General features: G+C 70.5%; 17 protein-coding genes. 6 read left to right on the plus strand and 11 right to left on the minus strand.

Annotated features, from left to right (window positions below; all coding sequences use genetic code 11):
* Positions 1-173 precede the first annotated feature (173 nt).
* Complete coding sequence (hemB, locus tag ACFYW9_RS38735) at positions 174-1,166, plus strand: porphobilinogen synthase (protein WP_389159743.1); 993 nt, start codon at positions 174-176, stop codon at positions 1,164-1,166.
* Between the two features lie 42 nt (positions 1,167-1,208).
* Here the strand turns inward: hemB and ACFYW9_RS38740 are convergent, their stop codons facing one another.
* A complete protein-coding gene (locus ACFYW9_RS38740) occupies positions 1,209-1,973 on the minus strand; it encodes a DUF4232 domain-containing protein (RefSeq protein ID WP_389159744.1) in 765 nt (254 codons plus the stop codon).
* 178 nt (positions 1,974-2,151) lie between these two features.
* Here ACFYW9_RS38740 and ACFYW9_RS38745 point away from each other — a divergent pair, with 178 nt between their 5' ends.
* From ACFYW9_RS38745 to ACFYW9_RS38755, 3 genes are all read left to right on the plus strand, one after another.
* Complete coding sequence (locus ACFYW9_RS38745; protein WP_389159756.1) at positions 2,152-3,684, plus strand: helix-turn-helix domain-containing protein; 1,533 nt, start codon at positions 2,152-2,154, stop codon at positions 3,682-3,684.
* 74 nt (positions 3,685-3,758) lie between these two features.
* Positions 3,759-4,661 carry an SAM-dependent methyltransferase gene (locus tag ACFYW9_RS38750; RefSeq protein WP_389159745.1) on the plus strand — a complete coding sequence of 301 codons (903 nt, stop codon included), beginning with the start codon at positions 3,759-3,761 and terminating at the stop codon, positions 4,659-4,661.
* A 189-nt stretch (positions 4,662-4,850) separates the two neighbouring features.
* Positions 4,851-6,065 carry a PLP-dependent aminotransferase family protein gene (locus tag ACFYW9_RS38755; RefSeq protein WP_389159746.1) on the plus strand — a complete coding sequence of 405 codons (1,215 nt, stop codon included), beginning with the start codon at positions 4,851-4,853 and terminating at the stop codon, positions 6,063-6,065.
* On the opposite strand, the gene ACFYW9_RS38760 is transcribed toward ACFYW9_RS38755, so the two are convergent.
* The 4 genes from ACFYW9_RS38760 to argS form a co-directional block, all read right to left on the minus strand.
* Positions 6,016-7,164, minus strand: coding sequence for a CU044_5270 family protein (locus ACFYW9_RS38760; protein WP_389159747.1), 1,149 nt, complete (start codon positions 7,162-7,164; stop codon positions 6,016-6,018). The two genes, ACFYW9_RS38755 and ACFYW9_RS38760, sit on opposite strands and share 50 nt — an antisense overlap.
* Positions 7,157-7,861, minus strand: a complete 705-nt coding sequence (locus ACFYW9_RS38765) for an RNA polymerase sigma factor (protein ID WP_389159748.1) — start codon at positions 7,859-7,861, stop codon at positions 7,157-7,159. The genes ACFYW9_RS38760 and ACFYW9_RS38765 overlap by 8 nt, the downstream gene beginning before the upstream one ends.
* Positions 7,862-7,982: 121 nt before the next feature.
* Complete coding sequence (locus tag ACFYW9_RS38770; protein WP_389159749.1) at positions 7,983-8,861, minus strand: DUF4253 domain-containing protein; 879 nt, start codon at positions 8,859-8,861, stop codon at positions 7,983-7,985.
* A gap of 139 nt (positions 8,862-9,000) precedes the next feature.
* The gene (gene argS / locus ACFYW9_RS38775; protein WP_389159757.1) at positions 9,001-10,770 is read right to left on the minus strand and encodes an arginine--tRNA ligase; all 1,770 of its coding nucleotides are present in this window, start codon (positions 10,768-10,770) and stop codon (positions 9,001-9,003) included.
* A gap of 157 nt (positions 10,771-10,927) precedes the next feature.
* Between argS and lysS the strand changes: the two genes are divergently transcribed.
* Positions 10,928-12,670, plus strand: coding sequence for a lysine--tRNA ligase (gene lysS, locus ACFYW9_RS38780; RefSeq protein WP_351875769.1), 1,743 nt, complete (start codon positions 10,928-10,930; stop codon positions 12,668-12,670).
* A 103-nt stretch (positions 12,671-12,773) separates the two neighbouring features.
* On the opposite strand, the gene ACFYW9_RS38785 is transcribed toward lysS, so the two are convergent.
* From ACFYW9_RS38785 to ACFYW9_RS38795, 3 genes are all read right to left on the minus strand, one after another.
* A complete protein-coding gene (locus tag ACFYW9_RS38785) occupies positions 12,774-14,270 on the minus strand; it encodes a DUF2637 domain-containing protein (protein ID WP_389159750.1) in 1,497 nt (498 codons plus the stop codon).
* A gap of 163 nt (positions 14,271-14,433) precedes the next feature.
* Entirely contained in the window at positions 14,434-15,339 is a 906-nt protein-coding gene (locus ACFYW9_RS38790; protein ID WP_389159751.1) for a DUF3558 domain-containing protein, read from the minus strand.
* A gap of 147 nt (positions 15,340-15,486) precedes the next feature.
* A complete protein-coding gene (locus tag ACFYW9_RS38795; RefSeq protein ID WP_389159752.1) occupies positions 15,487-16,326 on the minus strand; it encodes a DUF3558 domain-containing protein in 840 nt (279 codons plus the stop codon).
* A 202-nt stretch (positions 16,327-16,528) separates the two neighbouring features.
* On the opposite strand from ACFYW9_RS38795, the gene ACFYW9_RS38800 reads away from it, so the two are divergent.
* Positions 16,529-17,722 (plus strand): RtcB family protein, encoded by a 1,194-nt coding sequence (locus tag ACFYW9_RS38800; RefSeq protein WP_389159753.1) that lies wholly within the window; start codon positions 16,529-16,531, stop codon positions 17,720-17,722.
* A gap of 40 nt (positions 17,723-17,762) precedes the next feature.
* Here ACFYW9_RS38800 and ACFYW9_RS38805 read toward each other — a convergent pair whose 3' ends face one another.
* From ACFYW9_RS38805 to ACFYW9_RS38815, 3 genes are all read right to left on the minus strand, one after another.
* Positions 17,763-18,563 (minus strand): hypothetical protein, encoded by an 801-nt coding sequence (locus ACFYW9_RS38805; protein WP_389159754.1) that lies wholly within the window; start codon positions 18,561-18,563, stop codon positions 17,763-17,765.
* A gap of 259 nt (positions 18,564-18,822) precedes the next feature.
* On the minus strand, positions 18,823-19,005 hold the full coding sequence (locus ACFYW9_RS38810; protein WP_389159755.1) for a hypothetical protein: 183 nt from the start codon (positions 19,003-19,005) through the stop codon (positions 18,823-18,825).
* Complete coding sequence (locus ACFYW9_RS38815) at positions 19,002-19,769, minus strand: SDR family NAD(P)-dependent oxidoreductase (RefSeq protein ID WP_385401763.1); 768 nt, start codon at positions 19,767-19,769, stop codon at positions 19,002-19,004. Before ACFYW9_RS38815 ends, ACFYW9_RS38810 begins: the two co-directional genes overlap by 4 nt.
* Between the last annotated feature and the right edge of the window lie 264 nt (positions 19,770-20,033).

Here is a 20,033-nt window from a genome sequence, read left to right on the forward strand (position 1 = left end):
CTGCCGTGCCTGCCGTGCCTGCCGTGCCTGCCGTGCCGCCCGGCCCGGCGAAGCCCCCGTGGCTCCGACGGATGTCACCACCCTCGGCTCTCTCCCGACGCGGTACGGAGGCCCCTCAGGCTCCGACGAGGAGTCGGTAAAGGTGCCCCTGTGACGGGCGTAGCGTAGATGTCATGTCGAAGTACGGATCCTTCCCCGGTACCCGTCCCCGGCGGCTGCGTACCACGCCCGCCATGCGCCGGATGGTCGCCGAGACCCGGCTGCACCCGGCCGATTTCATCCTCCCCGCGTTCGTCCGCGAGGGGGTGAGCGAGCCGGTGCCGATCGGCTCGATGCCCGGCGTCGTGCAGCACACGCGGGACAGCCTGAAGAAGGCCGCCCTGGAGGCGGTGGAGGCCGGGGTCTCCGGGATCATGCTCTTCGGGGTGCCCGAGGACGAGAAGAAGGACGCCGTCGGGACGCCCGGCACCGACCCGGACGGGATCCTCCAGGTCGCCCTGCGTGACGTGCGTGCCGAGGTCGGCGACGAACTCCTCGTGATGTCCGACCTGTGCCTGGACGAGACCACCGACCACGGGCACTGCGGTGTGCTCGACGACCAGGGCCGGGTCGACAACGACGCGACCCTGGAGCGGTACGCCGAGATGGCGCAGGTGCAGGCCGACGCGGGCGCCCATGTCGTGGGCCCCAGCGGCATGATGGACGGTCAGATCGGCGTCATCCGCGACGCGCTCGACCAGATCGGCCGCGAGGACGTGGCGATCCTCGCCTACACCGTCAAGTACGCCTCCGCCTTCTACGGTCCGTTCCGGGAGGCCGTCGGCTCGTCCCTGCGGGGCGACCGCAAGACGTACCAGCAGGACCCGGCCAACGTCGGTGATTCCCTGAGGGAGTTGGCGCTGGACCTGGAGGAGGGCGCCGACATGGTGATGGTGAAGCCCGCCGGTCCCTACCTCGACATCCTCGCCCGCGTCGCCGACGCGTCCGACGTGCCGGTCGTCGCCTACCAGATCTCCGGCGAGTACTCGATGGTCGAGGCCGCCGCCGAGAAGGGCTGGATCGACCGCGACCGGGCGATCCTGGAGTCCCTGACCGGCATCAAGCGGGCCGGCGCGCAGAACATCCTCACGTACTGGGCGACCGAGGTGGCCCGGGGCCTGCGCTGACACCGGGCCGGTTCCGGCGGCCTCCGCCGGAACCGTGTTCGCTCAGTACCCGAGCGCGTCGTCCAGGCTCTGCTGCCAGTACGTCACCGTGAGGCGGTCGTCGACGTAGACGCCCTTCGCGGGCAGGGCCGGAGCCGCCCCGCGGCCGCTGCCGAAGCCGACCTCCAGGGTCTTGGCCGTGTAGCCGTTGCCCCCGCTGCCGTCGGCGGCGGACAGCAGCACACCCGCGTAGCCGGATTCGCCGGGGGCGAGGGTGACGACCGCCTGCGGGTGGGTCTCCTCCGCGACCGGCGGAACGGACTGGGCCTCGCCGAAGCGGGCGATCGGATAGCCCGTCAGGTCGCAGTTGCGCGTACCGGTGTTGGTGACGGTGAGCAGCAGGTGGTTGAGCGGACGGGACACGACGGTCGCGGTGGTCTTCGTCGTGGAGCCGTCGCAGGCGAGGTTCCTGGTGCCGGCCTGCCCGGTGGAGCCGGTCTTGGAACCGGTGCCGTCCTTTCCGGCCGAGCCGCCCGTGGAACCCCCGGTGGAACCGGCGCCGGAGCCGCTTCCCTTCGCTTGTGAACGGCCTGCCGAACCACCGGTGTCGGTGCCGGTGCCGGTGTCGGTGCCCGCGGGCTTCGCCGTCGTCCCTCCGTCGGTCGTCGGCGCCGTCGGCTGTGACGAGGACCGGGACGCGGTGGGCGAGCCCTCGCCCGGACCCTCGCTGCGTACACCCTTGCCGTTGTCGCACGCCGAGAGGGCGAGCGCCGCGAGCGCGACCGTCGTGGCGGCGAGCAGTCGGCTGCGGGTGGTGCGTGCGGACATGGTGATCCCCCTGTGGATATGAGTGTGAGTGGCCTGATGGAGCGGCCGCCCGGCCGGTCGGGAAGGGCGGCGTGCTTGGATGGCCACAGCTTGGGCGGTGATCCGTCCCGGCCGCCACGACCGGCGGCGGATACGGGACGACGGAACGCCGGCATCGGGTCTGACCTGGGGGAACGGAATGCCCCTGGAACACCGGCCCGGAACACGGGGGATGGAGGAACGGGTGACGGGGAACGAGTTCGCGGGCTTACTGGGGGAGCTGAAGCAGCGGTCCGGGCTCAGTTACGGGGTGCTCGCCAAACGGCTGCACGTGAGTACGTCCACGCTGCACCGGTACGTCAACGGGGATGCGGTACCGACGGATTACGCGCCCGTGGAGCGGCTCGCGCGCGCGTGCCGGGCCACCCCCGAGGAGCTGGTGGAGCTGCACCGCCGGTGGATCCTCGCGGACGCGCTGCGGGGACAGGCGAACGGGGCCGAGACGAATCGGGCCGAGGCGAATCGGGCCGAGTCCAATCGGGCCGAGTCCAATCGGGTCGAGGCGAACGGGGCCGGGGAGGGCGAGACTTCGGGTGGCTCCTCCGGGGCGGCCGACGGGCCCGACGGCGGCGCGGCGGACGTGCCGGGTCCCGCGCCGGAGACCGAGTCCGGGAACGGGCGGGGGATCAGGCCCGGTTCCGAGTCCGGGGACGGGCAGGAGGACAGGCCCGGGGACGTGGCCGGGGGCGAGACCGGTACCGGGCGGAAGCCGGGGCGCGCCGCCGCCGCTTCGGTGCCGGTGCGATGGAGCCGCCGGGCCGTGGTGCTCGCCGGAGCCGGGGCCGTCGTGGCGGCCGCGGTCGTGTCCACCGCGCTGACCGTGCGGTTCGGGTCCGGTGCCGGTGAGGACGACACGAAGGGGAAGGCCGTCGCTCTCGGTGCCCCGTCCGCCCCGGGCGCGAGCCGGACCGGTGCGGCACCCGGCACGCACCACGGGTCCGCCTCGGCCTCCCCGTCGCACGGCGCCAGCCCCCGGCCGACCGGTTCGACGACCGCCGGGGCCGTCGACGAGCACGGTGCGGCCGACGGCGGTGCGACCGGCGGCGCGGCCGGCAAGAGCGGGGAAGGGGCCGGAGCGCCGAACGTCGTGGCGGACGCGTACAAGTGGGACAGCCCGTGCAGCCAGCACTACCTGGTGAACCGGGACGCCCCCCAGGTGCCTCCGCCGCCGCCGAACGAGTCGGACGCCCGAGGCTGGGTCACCGCGCTCGGCGGGGTCGCGAGCGGTGAGCAGATGATCGCGCTGACGGTCCAGGGCACCGGCAGGGCGACCGTCGTCCTGGAGGCGCTGCACGTGCGGGTGGTGCAGAAGGGCGCGCCGCTCGCCTGGAACGACTACGTGATGGGTGTGGGCTGCGGCGGCGGTGTGGAGACGAAGTCCTTCACCGTGGACCTCGACGCGGGGAGCCCCGCGACCGCGCTCAAGGGCGGACAACGGGATTTCCCGTACAAGGTCAGCGAGTCGGACCCCGAGGTCTTCTACGTGTTCGCGGACGCACGGGCGCACGACGTGAGCTGGTACCTGGAGATCGACTGGTCCAGCGGGACGAAGAGCGGCACGGTGCGCGTCGACGACCACGGCAAGCCGTTCCGTACGAGCGGGAACGCGGGACGGCCGGCGTACGAGCATCCGCTCGGCGGCAGCGAATGGGTACCGGCTTCCACCGGGTGATGATGGCACCATCAAGTCCCGCCAGGAGTTAGGTTGTTGGCCGTTGGACGACGCGACTCTCCAGGGAGATGCCCATGTCAGGTGACGCCCTCAGCCAGGACCCCGCCGAGCTGAGAAGGAGGATCGACACCAGCAAGGCGCACCCCGCCCGGGTCTACGACGTCCTCCTCGGCGGCAAGGACAACTACCCCGTCGACCGGAACGCGGCGGCCGCCGCGCTCGCCGCCAACCCGCGCGGCTACCTCGACGTCCGGCACAACCGCGACTTCCTGCGCCGCGCCGTGACCACGCTCGCGACGGAGGACGGCATCCGGCAGTTCCTGGACATCGGCACCGGACTGCCCACGCAGGAGAACGTCCACCAGATCGCCCAGCGGATCACCCCGGATTCGCGGGTCGTGTACGTCGACAACGACCCGGTGGTCCTGGCCCACGCGCGCGCCCTGCTCACCAGCGGACCCGAGGGCCGTACGGACTACATCGACGCGGACCTCAAGGAGCCCAAGCAGATCCTCGAACAGGCCGCCGAGACCCTCGACTTCGAGCAGCCCGTCGCCCTGGTCCTGGTCGCCATCCTGCACTTCGTCGAGGACGCGGAGGCCTACCCCATCGTGCGCGGGCTCGTCGACGCGCTGCCGTCCGGCAGCCGCCTGGTCCTGAGCCACCTCACCGAGGACCTGAACGCGGAGAACATTCGCGCGGTCCAACGGACCTTCACCGAGCGGGGATTCACCTTCGTCCTGCGCTCGAGGGCAGAGGTCGAGCGCTTCTTCACCGAGAACGGCCTGGTCCTGGACGAGCCCGGTGTCGTCCCCGCCCACCACTGGCACCCCGACGGCAACACCCCGGCCCCCGAGACCGCCGAACCCGCCTTCCTCGCCACGCTCGACGCCGTCGACAAGGTCCGCTACCTCGACATCAACGACGTCACGGACGCGGACATCAACGTGTACGTCGCCACGGGAGTCAAACCCTAGGCACCACAGGCGAGTTGCGATCCGTCCGCATCGCGGAACCGGCGGGTGTAGAGGCCACGTACCTGCCTAGGGTCGGTCAAGGGGCGGCCCCGGAACGACGGGGCCGCCCGCAAACGCGCCCGCGAGGACGTCGTCCCCGAGGGCACCCGCCCGCAAGGACGCCGTCGCCAAGGACAAGGAGCCGTCACCGTGACCGTCACCGAACCCGCCGCCACGACCGCACCCGTGCCCCCGCTCGCCGCGAGAGCCACCGCGATCGGCGGCTCGCCGGTACGGGACATCCTCGCGGTCACCGCACGCCCCGAGGTGATCAACTTCGCGGGCGGGCTGCCCGCCCCGGAACTGTTCGACGCGGACGGCATCGCGGCCGCGTTCCGGGACGTCCTCGCCGAGGAACCCGAACGGGCCCTTCAGTACTCGACGACCGAGGGCGAACCGACGCTGCGGGCTGCTCTCGCCGACCGCACGAGCGCGCGCGGACTGCCCACCGGGCCGGACGACATCCTCGTCACCACCGGCTCGCAACAGGCCCTGTCGCTGCTCGCCACCGCCCTGCTCGAACCCGGCGACACCGTTCTGGTCGAAAGCCCCTGCTATCTGGCGGCACTTCAGGCGTTCGCCTTCGCGGGCGCGCGCGTGCTGCCCGTGCCGGGCGACGACGAGGGCATCGATCCCGACGCCCTCGGCGAACTCGTGGCCCGCGAGCGCCCGAAGCTGCTCTACACCGTCCCCACCTTCCAGAACCCGACCGGACGCACCCTGCCGGCCGACAGGCGGGCCGCCGTCGCCCGTGCCGCCGCCGCGCACGGCCTGTGGATCGTCGAGGACGACCCGTACGGAGAGCTGCGCTTCGAGGGCGAGCGGGTTCCGTGGATCGCCTCCCACGACGGTGCCGGGGACCGGACCGTCCTCCTCGGCTCGTTCTCCAAGGTGATGGCCCCCGGCCTGCGGCTGGGCTGGCTGCGGGCACCCGCGGCACTGCGGCGCGCGTGCGCCGTCGCCAAGCAGGCCGCCGACCTGCACACCCCGACCGTCAACCAGCTCGCCGCCGCCCGCTATCTGGCCGACCGCGACCTGGACTCCCACGTGGTCCAGGTCGCGGCCGTCTACCGCGAACGGCGTGACGCCATGCTCGCGGGCATTGCCGCCGCCCTCCCGGCCGGATCCACCTGGACCCGCCCGGAAGGCGGCATGTTCCTCTGGGCCCGTCTGCCCGGGCGCTACGACACCACGGCCCTGCTCCGCCCGGTGGTGGACCAGGGCGTGGCCTACGTCCCCGGCGCGCCCTTCTACGCGGGCACACCGGAGACGTCGACCCTGCGCCTGTGCTTCGTCACCCAGACGCCGGAGGAGATCACCGAGGGCTTGCGGAGGCTGGGGACGGGGTTGCGGAAGGAGAGGTAGGGGACGGGGTGACGGAGGTGGGAGACGGGGTCGGGGTTGCCGAGCTGGGGGACGGGGGCGGGGAGGCAGAAGACGGGGTCGCGGAGCCGGGGGACGTGGACGGGGTCGCGTCGCTCGGGGACGGGGACGGGGACGTGGAGGCGGAGGGAGTCGTCCGGACCGTGTCCCGGCCGGCCGGGACCTGGCCGATCCTGTCCACCACCCCTTGCACCACGACGCCTCTGACCTGCGAGAACCCCCCGTTCTTGTCCGAGATTCCCCGCTCGAATATCCCGAGGTAGGCGTAGGTCTTCGAGTCGAAGACGAAACCGATCGCCGCCCTGGGGTAGGAGACCCCTATGCCGTGCCGGCCGAGCGCGTTCACCCGGTCGTGGTCGATCCTGATGGCGGTCATCTTCGAGAGGGCCTCGAAGGCGGCGGCCCGCAGTCCCGGAGGCAGGACCCGGGGACCCCGCAGGAACATGCACGCTTCGAAGTACGCCCCCAGGTCCACCTGCGGATCCTTCGCAGGGTCCCCGCCGCGCCGGAACGCCTTGAGGAGCTCGTCCGGGTCGGTCGGCCACTTCTTCAGCTTCGCGTACTGGAGGGGGATCGACTGCACCTGATGCTTGCCCAGTGGCGGGTCGTCCTGAATCCTGCCGTTGTAGATGTAGCGGGTGGTCTTGGAGCCGTCCACCGACAACCAGCACTCGTCGACGAGCCGCATCTTCCGCCCGCGCCGGTCGTAGGTCCGATGGGTGATCTCCTTCGAGTACATGTACTGGTCGTCGCGAGGGATCGGCATACCGTTGTCGTCCGCACGTGACCGGTCCGCGGCCCTGCGCAGCACCTGGGCGGCGTTGAGCGCGGTCAACTGCGGTCCCCCGGCGCGAACGGCGAGGAGTGTCGTGCCGGCCACCGCCGCGGTGCCGGTGGCCGCGATCGCCGCGCGGAACACCAGCCGCCGGGACAGCGGACGCTGCCGCGCGAGGGCTCCGCTCCCGTCGCCGGTCTCCTCGCCGATGGCGGTCTGCAACCGGGCGAAGGCGACGGCGCGCGCCCGGTCGGTCGGTGCGGCCTGGTCGGCCGCGAGGTCGCGTACAAGGCTGAGGTCATCCACGGCGGGGTTCCTCCTGTTCCTCTCGAAAGGCTGTGGGATCCGACCCGCCCAGTGCTTCGCGCAGTTTCTTCCGGGCCCGGTGCAGCCGTGAGCGCACGGTGCCCACCGGTATGCCCAGGGCCTCGGCGGCCTCCGCGTAGTCGAGATCCCCCCAGGCGATCACCAGCAGGACGTCCCGGTGGCGCGCGGGCAGCTTCGCCAGAGCCGCCGACAGGGCGCCGCGCGTGCCCTCGGCGCTGATCCGGGCGGCCACCCGCTCCGCCAGCGGCTCGTCGCCGCCCCCGTCGGCGGGATCTGTGGAGACGACCCGCGCCAGCGCCCGCAGACGCCGTGCCTCGGCCCGCCGGTGCCCGCCGATCAGACGCGTGACGATGCCGTACAGCCAAGGGCGCGCGTGCGGCCTCGACAGGTCGTAACGGCGGCGCCGTTGGAAGGCGATCACGAAGGTCTCGGCCATCAGATCGTCGGCCGCCTCGGTGCCGAGCCGCCTGGCCGCGTACCGGTGGACGTCGTCGGCGTAGCGGTGGAACAGCTCGGCGAACACGTCGGGTTCGTCCCAGGACCGCTCGATCACCGAGGCGTCGGAGTCGCCGTCCGCGCTCGTGCCCGCACCGGCACCGGCACCGGAGTCCGAGCCGGTGTCGGTGGCCGAGGCCCCGGGCGGACGGTGGACTCCGACGCTCGGTGAGACGGTCATCGGTCGCCTCTCAGGCTCATGGATCTCCTCGAAGAGGGGCAGGGTCACCCGTTGTCCGCCGAAGCCCGCTTTCGAGTTCCCGTTTCGGACCGAGGAATTTCCCGACGGCCGGACGAACCGCTCAGTCCCACCAGAAGGACCACACCCGTTCGTTCAGCACCTCCTGCTCGGCGTACTCGCGCAGGGTCGTGTGGTGGCCCTGGGTGATGTTGTCCGGGCAGAAGGCGAAGTGCTCGGCGGCGACCGCCTCGGCCTCCGCCACGGTCGTCGGCGGCGCCGCGACGGACACCACCAACTGGTCGAAGGTCAGGGCCACCACGCGTATCCCGAAGCGGTCCTCCCACGAGCGGAGCACGGCGCACAGGCGCGCCACGTCGTTCTCGTGGTTCAGCGCGCCCGCCCAGCCGAGCACCGCCGGGATGTCCGCGCTGCGGCGCGCCGGGACCAGGGCGATCCGGGGCTGCTTCAGCCAGGAGCCGGACCGTGCCAGAGAGTCGGCGATCTCGGCGGCGCGGGCGTCCGGATCCGCGTCGAGCGGGGTCGCGGCGGCCCGGCCCGGCCAGACGGGCCCGTACGGCGCGATCGTCTCGTCGAAGGCCGGCTGTTCCCCGAAGACCTCGACGACCTTCTCCTTGCCGGGGTAGTCCTGGCCCGGTTCGGGTTCGTCCGCCGCGTACTCCTCCCAGAACTCCGCCAGCACCTCCTCGGCGTCGTGATCCCCGGGATACGACATCTCGTCGGGCATCAACTCCCAGTCCTCGGGGCCGTTCTGCGGGCCGCCCACGTCCAGCAGCACCGGCAGCAGCCCCGCGGTCCGGGCGGCGGACAGAACCGCCCAGCCGCCGGGGAGCGCCCGCTCCTCGGCATGCCACAGCAGTGGCTCGTGCCACGTCCCGTCGTGGGTCGTGTCGATGAGTCTCCCGGCGGGGAGCTGAAGCCCGAGCGCGCGCCCGCTCGGGTCTGCCGCCAGCCGTGGCAGCGGATTGGGAAGGGTCGCCATGCCGGTGACTGTAGGGGCCGGCACTGACAGTCCGGCGCGGGCCCGCTCTCTCATCTCGCGGCGGTGAACACGGCCCGGACGGGAAAGAGCCCCGCACCCCGGTGATCCGGGGCCGCGGGGCTCTTCCGCGAGGCCGTGATCAGAGCCGCTCGGGCGTCCTGATGCCCAGCAGGGTCATGCCCTGGTGGAGCGTGCGGGCCGTCAGGTCGCAGAGGAACAGGCGGTTCTCCGCGACCTCTTGCTCCGGAGCCGGCTTGATGACCGGGCACTGGTCGTAGAACGTCGTGTACAGCGAGGCCAGTTGGTACAGGTACGCCGCCAGCTTGTGCGGGGCGTACTCGGCGGCGACCTCCTCCAGCGTCTCCCCGAACCGGTCCAGGTGCAGACCGAGCGCCCGCTCCGCCGGGGCCAGTTCGAGCTCCGGGTGGGCCAGCGGCGCCCTGTCGCCGGCCTTGCCGAAGATCGACCGGATACGGGCGTACGCGTACTGGAGGTACACGGACGTGTCACCGTTCAGCGAGACCATCTGGTCCAGGTCGAACTTGTAGTCCCGCACGGCGGAGGTGGAGAGGTCCGCGTACTTCACGGCGCCGATGCCGACGTACCGGCCGTTCTCCTCGATCTCCCGCTCGCTCAGGCCCACCTTCTCGGCCTTCTCCCGCACGACGGCCGTCGCCCGGTCGATCGCCTCGTCGAGCAGGTCGACCAGCCGGACCGTCTCGCCCTCACGCGTCTTGAACGGCTTGCCGTCCTTGCCCAGCACCGTGCCGAACGCGAGCTGGTGGGCCTTGACGTCGTCGTTCAGCCAGCCGGCCCTGCGCGCGGTCTCGAAGACCATCTTGAAGTGCAGGGACTGCCGGGCGTCCACCACGTAGATCAGGCTGTCGGCCTTCAGGTTGACGACCCGGTCACGGATCGCGGACAGGTCGGTCGCCGCGTAGCCGTAGCCGCCGTCCGACTTCTTCACGATCAGCGGCACCGGGTTGCCGTCCGGGCCCTTCACGTCGTCGAAGAACACGCACAGCGCGCCGTCCGAGCGGACCGCCACGCCCGACTCCTCCAGGAGGCGGCACGTCTCGTCCAGCATGTCGTTGTAACCGGACTCGCCGACGACGTCCGGGTCCCGGATCTCCATGTCCAGCTTGTCGAAGACCGAGTAGAAGTAGATCTTCGACTCGTCCACGAACTTCTGCCACATGGCCAGCGTCTCGGGCTCACCCGCCTGGAGGTCCACCACCCGGCGCCGCGCCCGCGTCTTGAACTCCTCGTCGGAGTCGAAGACGGTCCGCGCCGCCTTGTAGAGCCGGTTCAGGTTCGACATGGCCTCCTCGCCGGAGACCTCGCCGCCCTTGTGGTCCAGCTCGTGCGGGTGCTCGATCAGGTACTGGATGAGCATGCCGAACTGCGTGCCCCAGTCGCCGATGTGGTGCCGGCGCACGACGGACTCGCCCGTGAACTCCAGGATCTGCACCACCGCGTCACCGATCACCGCGGACCGCAGATGCCCGACGTGCATCTCCTTGGCCACGTTCGGCTGCGCGTAGTCGATCACCGTCGTGCCCGGGTTCGCCGCGAGGGGCACCCCGAGGCGCTCACCGTCCGCGTACCGCTCCGCCAGGTTCGACACGATCGCCCGGTCGGTGATCGTGATGTTCAGGAAGCCGGGCCCGGAGACCTCGATGTCCTTGATCACCTCACCCGACTCGACCCGGGCCACGACCTGCGTCGCCAGCTCACGCGGGTTCGCCTTCGCCTTCTTGGCGAGGGCCAGGATCCCGTTGGCCTGGAAATCGGCCCGGTCGCTTCGGCGCAGCAGCGGGTCCGCGGAGCCGGCCTCGGGCAGAGCTGCCGAGAGGGCGTCCGCGAGGCGCTGATGGACGGAAGCGGTGAGGGACGTGACCGAGGCCATGGAGTGGCTGCCGTTCTGCTCGGGTTCCGGATTTTCTGAGGACAAGGGGAGTACAAGGAAAGCCAGTATCCCACGCGGTGAAAAGCCGTTTTCGCGGTTGAGGGCCGAGCTGGGAGAATGGTCGCGTCAGCTGTACCGGCGTATGAGAAAGAAGGACGTGCGCATCGTGGCTCAGAGCACCGAGACCACCGACTGGGTCTCCCGTTTCGCGGATGAGGTCATCGAGGAGTCGGAGCGCCGGGCCCCGGGCAAACCCGTTGTCGTCGCGTCCGGGCTCTCCCCGTCCGGCCCGATCCACCTCGGCAACCTCCGCGAGGTCATGACCCCGCACCTCGTCGCCGACGAGATCCGCCGCCGCGGGCACACCGTGCGCCACCTGATCTCCTGGGACGACTACGACCGCTACCGCAAGGTCCCGAACGGCGTAGCGGGCATCGACGAGTCGTGGGCCGAGCACATCGGCAAGCCGCTGACCTCCGTCCCGGCCCCCGCCGGCTCCGCGTACCCGAACTGGGCCGAGCACTTCAAGGCCGCCATGACCGAGGCGCTGGCCGAACTCGGCGTCGAGTACGACGGGATCAGCCAGACGGAGCAGTACACCGCGGGCACCTACCGCGAGCAGGTCCTGTTCGCGATGAAGCACCGCGGCGACATCGACGCGATCCTCGACCAGTACCGCACCAAGAAGGCCCCCGCCAAAAAGCAGCAGGGCCAGAAGCCGGTCGACGAGGCCGAACTCGAGGCCGCCGAGGGCTCGGGCGCCGCCGCCGAGGACGACGGCAGCTCCACCTCCGGGTACTACCCGTACAAGCCCTACTGCGGGCAGTGCGAGAAGGACCTGACCACCGTCACCGCCTACGACGACACGACGACCGAGCTGTCGTACACCTGCTCCGCCTGCGGCTTCGCCGAGACCGTCCTGCTCAGCGAGTTCAACCGCGGCAAGCTGGTCTGGAAGGTCGACTGGCCCATGCGCTGGGCCTACGAAGGCGTGATCTTCGAGCCCAGCGGTGTCGACCACTCCTCCCCGGGATCCTCCTTCCAGGTCGGCGGGCAGATCGTCGGGATCTTCGGCGGCAAGCAGCCCATCGGCCCGATGTACGCCTTCGTCGGCATCTCCGGCATGGCCAAGATGTCCAGCAGCAAGGGCGGGGTCCCGACCGCGTCCGACGCGCTCCAGATCATGGAGCCGCAGCTGCTGCGCTGGCTGTACGCCCGCCGCCGTCCCAACCAGTCGTTCAAGATCGCCTTCGACCAGGAGATCCAGCGGCTCTACGACGAGTGGGACAAGCTCGCCGGCAAGGTCGCCGACGGCTCGGTCCTCCCGGCCGACGCCGCCGCGTACAGCCGTGCCGTCGGCACCGCGGCCGGGGACCTGCCCAGGACCCCCCGCCCGATGGCGTACCGCACCCTCGCCTCCGTCGCCGACATCACCGCCGGCGCCGAGGACCAGACCCTGCGCATCCTGAGCGAGCTCGACCCCGAGAACCCGCTCGCGTCCCTGGACGAGGTCCGGCCCCGGCTCGACAAGGCCGAGACCTGGATCAACACCCAGGTGCCCGCCGAGGAGCGCACCGTCGTCCGCGACGAGCCCGACGCCGAGCTCCTGAAGTCCCTCGACGACCAGGGCCGCGAATCGCTGCGCCTGCTCCTCGAAGGACTGGAGGCGAACTGGTCCCTGGACGGCCTGACCCACCTCGTCTACGGCGTTCCCAAGGTCCAGGCGGGCTTCCCCGCCGACGCCACCGCCAAGGAACTCCCCGCCGAGATCAAGGTCGCCCAGCGCACCTTCTTCGCCCTGCTCTACCACCTGCTCGTCGGCCGCGACACCGGGCCGCGCCTGCCCACGCTGCTGCTGGCCGTGGGACAGGACCGGGTGCGCAAGCTGCTCAGCGCGTAACGGCACACGGCCCTACGGAGTACGAGGAGGGGCGCCCGGTTGATCACCGGGCGCCCCTTCCTCGTACACGCTCACACGCTCACACGCGCGTGTGCCGACGTGCTCAGGCGATGTGGTCCTCCTCCAGCTCCGTGTTGAAACGGTTCTGGAAGCGGCTCATGTAGCGCCGCAGCTCGCTGTCCGTCAGCGTCACGCCGTACGTGGCCTCGACGTTGCCGCCGAACTCACCCTTCGTCGGCAGTCCCTGGCCGGGCATTATCGACTGGCGGAACACCTGGTAGAAGCTCTCCTCGCGGGACTTCTCGTCGGCCAGCGGTGACTGCTCCTCCCGCGGGGACGGGATGGGAAGCTGCTCGGGACCGCCGCCCTCACCCAGCTGGCGCGTGCGGCCGGGACCCGCCGGGATGGGGAAGGTGCCGGTCTCCTCCGGGCCGGGCTCGTAGGCCTGCGCCTCCTGGTCGGCGAACCACTGCTGGTACTGCTCCTCCGTCCCGTACGACGGGTCGTAGCCGCCGTCGTACGGGATCTCCTGGGGGTCGGGGGTGGCGAACCAGGGGTTCAGCTCCGGCCCCTCCGGCTGCCCCGGGTACTGGCCCTGGCCCGGGTACTGGCCCGGGTACTGGCCCTGCCCTTGGTACTGGCCTTGGCCCTGTCCCTGGTACTGGCCCTGGCCCTGCCCTTGGTACTGGCCCTGGCCCTGGCTCTGGCTCTGGCCCTGATACGGACCCTGGCCTTGCCCCTGGCCCTGACCCGGTCCCTGCTGGACGTACTCGGCCTGCGGCTGCCGCTCGCCGCTTCCGTTCGACTCCAGCTCCAGAGGCTCGGGAGCCGCCGGGGCGGCGGCCGGGACGGACGCCTGGACGGACGTCTGGACCGGTGCGGGCGCGGGTGCCGGAGGCAGCAGCGCGGGCTCGATGCCGGCCGCTGCGAGGCCCGCCGGGGCCGTCTCCGCGAGGGGCACGCCGTAGCGGGCCAGGCGCAGCGGCATCAGCGACTCGACGGGGGCCTTGCGGCGCCAGGCGCGGCCGAAGCGGGAGTGCAGGCGGGCCTGGTAGACCAGCCGGTCCTGCTCCAGCTTGATGACCTGCTCGTAGGAGCGCAGCTCCCACAGCTTCATCCGGCGCCACAGCAGGAACGTCGGGATGGGGGAGAGCAGCCAGCGGGTGAGGCGGACACCCTCCATGTGCTTGTCGGCCGTGATGTCGGCTATGCGGCCGATCGCGTGGCGGGCCGCCTCGACCGAGACCACGAACAGCACCGGGATGACGGCGTGCATGCCCACACCCAGCGGGTCCGGCCAGGCCGCCGCGCCGTTGAACGCGATCGTCGCTATCGTCAGCAGCCAGGCCGTCTGGCGCAGCATCGGGAACGGGATGCGGATCCACGTCAGCAGCAGGTCGAGGGCGAGCAGGACGCCGATACCCGCGTCGATGCCGATCGGGAAGACGTACGAGAAGTTCCCGAACCCCTTCTGGAGCGCCAGCTCACGGACTGCCGCGTACGAACCGGCGAAGCCGATTCCGGCGATGACGAGCGCACCGGCGACAACCACGCCGATGAGAATCTTGTGCATCCGTGTGAGCTGTATGGGCGCGGCCACCTGTACTCCCCTCCCCTTGCATGTTGTTGCGCGCAACAGAGTGGCACATGTGTGTGGCGTACGGATGCGCGGTATGGAAGGAGCCCGGTTCCGGAGGGAACCGGGCCCCGTGAACTTGTCTGCCGGAGCCCCGGATCGGTCCCCGTCTCCGGTCGTGGCCGGGTCAGCTCTTCTTCGCCGCCGACTGTGACGGCGAGGCGCTCTTGGAGCCGGTCTTGGACGTGCTCCCGGCGGCGCTCTTGGACGGCGAGGCCGACGGCGTCTTCGAGGAGGACGGAGCCTTCGACGAGGAGGCCGGATCCGGCGAGCCCGTGCTCGCCGCGGCGCCGTCCCCGTTCGCGGCGGCCACCGAGGCCACCGCCTCCTTCGCGGCCTTCTCGGCCGCCTTCAGCAGCGTGGCCGGGTTCGGGGTCTTCTCACCCGCGAGTCCGGCGCCGTTGTAGTCGAGCGTCACGACCACGTTCTCGACGCGGGCCACGATCGTCTGCTGCTTGAAGGAGCCTTCCTTCTTCTTCAGGCCGTACCGCACGGCCGTCGCCTCGTCGCCCGTACCGGAGACCGGCGCGGACTTGCTGTCCAGCGCCCCCGTCACCGTCTGGGCGGCCGCGACCTGCTTCTGGAAGTACGCGTGAGCCTGTTCGTCGCCCGAGCCGCGCGCGTCCGAGTCGAAACGCAGCAGCGCCACGTTCAGCCAGCGGAACTGCGAGCCCTTCACCCCGTTGTTGTCGAGGCTGGTCCAGTTGCAGTTGCCGCGCTGCTTCGGTTCGTCCAGCTTGCCGGACTTGCCCGACTTGGAGCCCTTGGGTATGAGTTCGTCCAGCGTCTTCTTCGACAGTACCGAGCACGCCTTGGGCAACGTCGTGTACGCGGCGGGCTGGACGGCGGGGGTCGAGGGGCTCTCGGACACCGTCGCTCCCGGAGCCGCGCTCTCGTCCTTCTGCGCGTCGTCACCGGAGCCGGAGTCCGAGGAACAGCCCGCGACGACGAGTATCACCGGGACGGCGGCCGCGCTGACAAGGATGCGGGTGAGTCGCTGTGCTCGGCCTGCTCGCTGTACTGGTCGGTGCATGGTTCCTTCACTCGTGGCGCTCGTGGTACGGCCGCACATGGGGCGTGCGACCGCTCGGGTCCGAGGGGCCACGGTACGCGGTGGGGCGCCAGGGCGGTTCCCGTTCGGGGGGTTTGCGCCGGGGTGCCCCCAGCACCCGCGGGGCCGCTAGCCGTTGAGCCGGGAGGCCAGCTCCTGGGCCAGTTCTTGCGCCCTGTCCTGCATTTCCTTGCTGTCGGGGGTGTTCGCGGAAGTCGTCGGCTGCTCGGAGTATTCGATCGTCACGATCACGTTGGACGTGCGGAACACCACAGTCACCGTGCGCTGCTGAGCCGTCGACGAGCCGGTGCTCAGCTTGTCGTCGAGGAACGCCTCGTCGCCGAGGTCGTCCAGTACGCGCGGCTGGAGATCGGCCGGGGGCTGCGAGGCGGAGGGGGAGGCGGGGGAGGAAGGGGCGCCGGAGGCGTCGTCGCCGGCGGCACCGTCGGCGACGTCGGTCGGGCCGACGGTGCTGCCGCTCGGGCTCGGGGTGGCGCCGCCGGACGCGGACGCGGCGGGCTCCGGGAGGTCGGCCGCCGTCTGCCTGGCGGCGTAGAGCTCCTCGGCCTTGCTCTCGTCGCTCACCGTGTTGTCGTACGAGACCACGCGCTCGAAGTCGACGAAGAGGTGATCGGTGGCGGCGGCGGAGGCCACCTTCCAGTCGCAGCCGTCGCGCCGGTCCGTGTCGTACGTGAGCGTGGCCTCGCCCGCGTACGCCTTCTCCTGCTGGGTCTCGTCGGTCGTCTCCTGGATGCCGGGCAGCAGCGCGTCGAGCGTGTCGCGATCGGCCGCGCCGCACGCCTCCGGGAGGGTGCGGTACTTGCCGGGCTGGGCCACCGCGGCCGTCGTGCCCGTGTCGCCGCCCTTGGAGTCCGGAGCCGAACTCCCCACGCCGGAACCGCCCGTGCAGCCCGCCAGCACTGCCGCGAGGAGCACGGCGGCGCCAGATACATACGCCTTCCGCTGCACGGTCAGGCTCCTCTCGACGGTTCCCGACGGCGCTTCGGCCCGGGTGTCCTGTGGTTATTCGGTTGCCGCGGGAGGGCGACCCCTGGAGACAATGTGTATCGCACGCACAGCCGTGGACGCCGGTCCGTTGTCCCATACGTCGACCTAGGCGCCGGTTTTGCGATTTAAGACTTCTGCTGTTTTTCTGGGGATAGAGGACGATATGTCGTACGTAGAGATGCCGGGGGCGCAGGTACCCATCCGCATGTGGACCGACCCGGCCTCGGTCGAGGACGTCGCGCTCCGCCAGCTCCAGAACGTGGCGACCCTTCCCTGGATCAAGGGCCTCGCCGTCATGCCGGACGTTCACTACGGCAAGGGCGCGACGGTCGGCTCCGTGATCGCGATGCGGGACGCGGTGTGCCCGGCGGCGGTGGGTGTCGACATCGGCTGCGGAATGTCCGCGGTCAAGACCTCCCTCACCGCCAACGACCTGCCCGGCGACCTCTCGCGGCTCCGCTCGAAGATCGAGCAGGCGATCCCGGTCGGCCGGGGCATGCACGACTCCCCGGTCACCCCGGACGGCTTCCACGGCCTGGCCACCGCCGGCTGGGACGACTTCTGGGGGCGGTTCGACGGGGTCGCGGATGCGGTGAAGTTCCGCCAGGAGCGGGCTGTGAAGCAGATGGGAACACTAGGCGCGGGAAATCACTACATCGAACTCTTGTTCGATTCTGAGGGTGTTGTTTGGCTTACGCTCCATTCCGGGTCCCGAAACATCGGCAAGGAGCTGGCCGAGTATCACATCGGTGTCGCGCAGAAGCTCCCGCACAACCAGGGCCTGGTCGACCGGGACCTCGCCGTGTTCGTCGCTGACACGCCCCAGATGGCGGCGTACCGCAACGACCTGTTCTGGGCCCAGGAGTACGCGAAGTACAACCGCACGCTCATGATGGCGCTCCTCAAGGACGTGGTCCGCAAGGAGTTCAAGAAGGCGAAGCCGACCTTCGAGGCGGAGATCTCCTGCCACCACAACTACGTGGCGGAGGAGCGGTACGAGGGCATGGACCTGCTCGTCACGCGCAAGGGTGCGATTCGCGCCGGCCGCGGGGAGTTCGGAATCATTCCGGGTTCGATGGGCACCAGCTCGTACATCGTGAAGGGCCTCGGCAACGAGAAGGCCTTCAACTCGGCCTCGCACGGCGCGGGCCGGCGCATGAGCCGGAACGCCGCGAAGCGCCGGTTCACGACGAAGGATCTGGAGGAGCAGACGCGGGGTGTGGAGTGTCGCAAGGACTCCGGCGTCGTGGATGAGATCCCGGGTGCGTACAAGCCGATCGAGCAGGTGATGGAGCAGCAGCGCGACCTCGTGGAGGTCGTGGCGAAGCTGAAGCAGTTCATCTGTGTGAAGGGCTGATGCCGGCGAGGCCCCGTCCGGGGCCTCGCCGTTCGGTCGGTCAGGCGTCTGCCGGAAGAGGTGTCTTGCCGGTCCGCAGGCGCCAAAGGCGGACGCAACAGCTCTTCTCGGTCCTGCCGAGTTCCTTGGCGGCCGTGGCGTCGTTGTTCAGTGCCAGAAGCAGTCGGTCTTCCGATGGTGTCCAGCGACGACGATCGGGCGCTACGCGCATGTCGGCCGGGCGAGACCAAGTAGAGAGAGACTCGGCGGCAGTCCGCTTGCGGTCCAGTGACAGGCAGCCCGGGTAGTAGAGATGGGCGCCCAGTTCCTGGGCCGCTTCCTTCGTGTACAGGATGTTGAAGATGCCGTCGCGGGCATTGCGCTTGAGAGACCGTTCGGCACCGGTGATCCTGCCCGCGTAGAAACACAGATAGGCACCGATGGCGGCGCTGGCCGTGGTGAGGGAGATGAAGGGAAAGCCCTTGGCGGTGAAGCCCACTGAGCCGTCCGCGTCGATCACTCCTCGGAGATAGTCGCGTTGCGAGAAGGGGACGCGAGGGGGCGTGATGATCCTGGACTTGCGGCCGTACGGCAGGCCGAGTTCGTTCAGTTTCGTCCTTGCTTCGAGGGCGCACAGGCTCCAGATCGCGGACGTGTGGCTGGCGGCGAAGTTGGTCGACCGGGTGCGTTCGCTGATGTTGCTGTTGTACGGGGTCAGGCGTTGGAACTCACGCAGAATGCCGATGTCGCGGGCGCTGAGCTCGACGGTCATGCGCCCTTTCTGGCCTGTTCCCTTGGAGAGGTGTCCGTCGGCTTGCAGGAAGCCGAACATGTAGGCGTAGTCGGGGACTTCGAGATCCATGAACTCTGTTGTCGTGCTGCGGGTTTCGTCCGGAGCGCAGGGGAGCGCGTTAGGCTCGCGTTCAGCCACCAGGAAGGCTCACTTCCGTGCTGGTCAGGCCCTTGGCCGGGATGGCAGTCCCGGCCGAGGGCCGTCGTGTTTGATGTTGTGGCGCGAGCCTAGGTCGGGCGTTCGGAAGGCGTGCGGGTGATCGACCGACTTCACCCGTGTGAGCTATGTGCCGGGCTGCTGAGGTGGGGTGTTGTCCTCGGGTGGTGGGTCACTTCGTTGACAGGACCGCGTAGATCATGACGAAGGCCACGATGTGGATGCCGAAGAGGAAGTACGCGAGGTAGTACCAGACGTACCGTTCGCGCTTCTTCTCCAGGGCCAGGCGGGCCTGTTCGCCGGCCGGGGGTGGTGGCTTCGGCGGCTGGGGTGGAGGTGACTGGTCCGTTGTCACAGTTCCCGGTGGACCTTCGTGTTCGACGCCTGGGCTCGGGGGCGGACCACGAGCAGGTCGATGTTCACGTGGCTGGGGCGGGTGACGGCCCACGTGATGGTCTCGGCGACGTCGTCGGCGGTGAGCGGCTGGGCGACGCCGGCGTAGACCTTGGCCGCCTTCTCGGTGTCGCCGCCGAAGCGCGTGAGGGCGAACTCCTCGGTCTTGACCATGCCGGGGGCCACCTCGATGACCCGGACCGGCGTACCGACGATCTCCAGGCGCAGCGTCTCCGCGAGCACGTGTTCGGCGTGCTTGGCGGCCACGTAGCCGCCGCCGCCCTCGTACGTGCCGTGGCCCGCCGTGGAGGACAGGACGACGACCGTGCCGTCGCCGCTGGCGGTGAGCGCCGGGAGGAGGGCCTGGGTGATGTTCAGGGTGCCGATGACGTTCGTCTCGTACATCTGGCGCCACTGGGCCGGGTCGCCCGTCGCGATCGGATCGGCGCCGAGTGCGCCGCCCGCGTTGTTGACCAGCACGCCGATCGTCTTGAACGCCGTCGCGAACTCGTCGACCGCGGTGCGGTCCGTGACGTCCAGGGCGTACGCGGTCGCCTGGCCGCCCGCCGCGGTGATCTCCTCCGCCAGCGCCTCGATGCGGTCCTTGCGGCGGGCCGTGAGGACGACGCGGTAGCCCTCGGCCGCGAGCTGCCGGGCCGTCGCGGCGCCGATTCCGCTGCTTGCACCGGTGATGACGGCGATACGGGACGCGGCGGCGGGGGTCATACGGCTGCTCCTTGGCGGTGTCTGCGGTGTCTGCGTGTCTTCGGTCTCTGCGGTGTCTCCGGCCAGGATAGGTGGGGGTCGGTTGCCGCCCCGTGGGGTGTCGTGATCACCGCTGCTCCGGCCAGGCGGATCAGGGCGCCGGCCGCGAAGACGTTCGCGGTGCGGTGCGGGTTCGGTGGGTGGGTCGGGGCCGTGCCGGTGCATCAGCCCGTCGCCGTTGGGTGAGGGGTGGGCGTCGGTGGCGACGGGCATCGATGTACCGGC

Origin of the sequence: Streptomyces sp. NPDC002698 (genome assembly GCF_042888945.1) — a bacterium.
Taxonomy (GTDB): domain Bacteria; phylum Actinomycetota; class Actinomycetes; order Streptomycetales; family Streptomycetaceae; genus Streptomyces.

What these genes read in the sequence shown, in the direction of transcription:
- ACFYW9_RS38765 (WP_389159748.1), bottom strand. Translation starts at nt 7,861, where the DNA reads ATGACCGTCTCACCGAGCGTCGGAGTCCACCGTCCGCCCGGGGCCTCG.
- ACFYW9_RS38750 (WP_389159745.1), top strand. Translation starts at nt 3,759, where the DNA reads ATGTCAGGTGACGCCCTCAGCCAGGACCCCGCCGAGCTGAGAAGGAGG.
- ACFYW9_RS38745 (WP_389159756.1), top strand. Translation starts at nt 2,152, where the DNA reads ATGCCCCTGGAACACCGGCCCGGAACACGGGGGATGGAGGAACGGGTG.
- ACFYW9_RS38800 (WP_389159753.1), top strand. Translation starts at nt 16,529, where the DNA reads ATGTCGTACGTAGAGATGCCGGGGGCGCAGGTACCCATCCGCATGTGG.
- ACFYW9_RS38790 (WP_389159751.1), bottom strand. Translation starts at nt 15,339, where the DNA reads ATGCACCGACCAGTACAGCGAGCAGGCCGAGCACAGCGACTCACCCGC.
- ACFYW9_RS38770 (WP_389159749.1), bottom strand. Translation starts at nt 8,861, where the DNA reads ATGGCGACCCTTCCCAATCCGCTGCCACGGCTGGCGGCAGACCCGAGC.
- ACFYW9_RS38740 (WP_389159744.1), bottom strand. Translation starts at nt 1,973, where the DNA reads ATGTCCGCACGCACCACCCGCAGCCGACTGCTCGCCGCCACGACGGTC.
- argS (WP_389159757.1), bottom strand. Translation starts at nt 10,770, where the DNA reads ATGGCCTCGGTCACGTCCCTCACCGCTTCCGTCCATCAGCGCCTCGCG.
- hemB (WP_389159743.1), top strand. Translation starts at nt 174, where the DNA reads ATGTCGAAGTACGGATCCTTCCCCGGTACCCGTCCCCGGCGGCTGCGT.
- ACFYW9_RS38805 (WP_389159754.1), bottom strand. Translation starts at nt 18,563, where the DNA reads ATGGATCTCGAAGTCCCCGACTACGCCTACATGTTCGGCTTCCTGCAA.
- ACFYW9_RS38815 (WP_385401763.1), bottom strand. Translation starts at nt 19,769, where the DNA reads ATGACCCCCGCCGCCGCGTCCCGTATCGCCGTCATCACCGGTGCAAGC.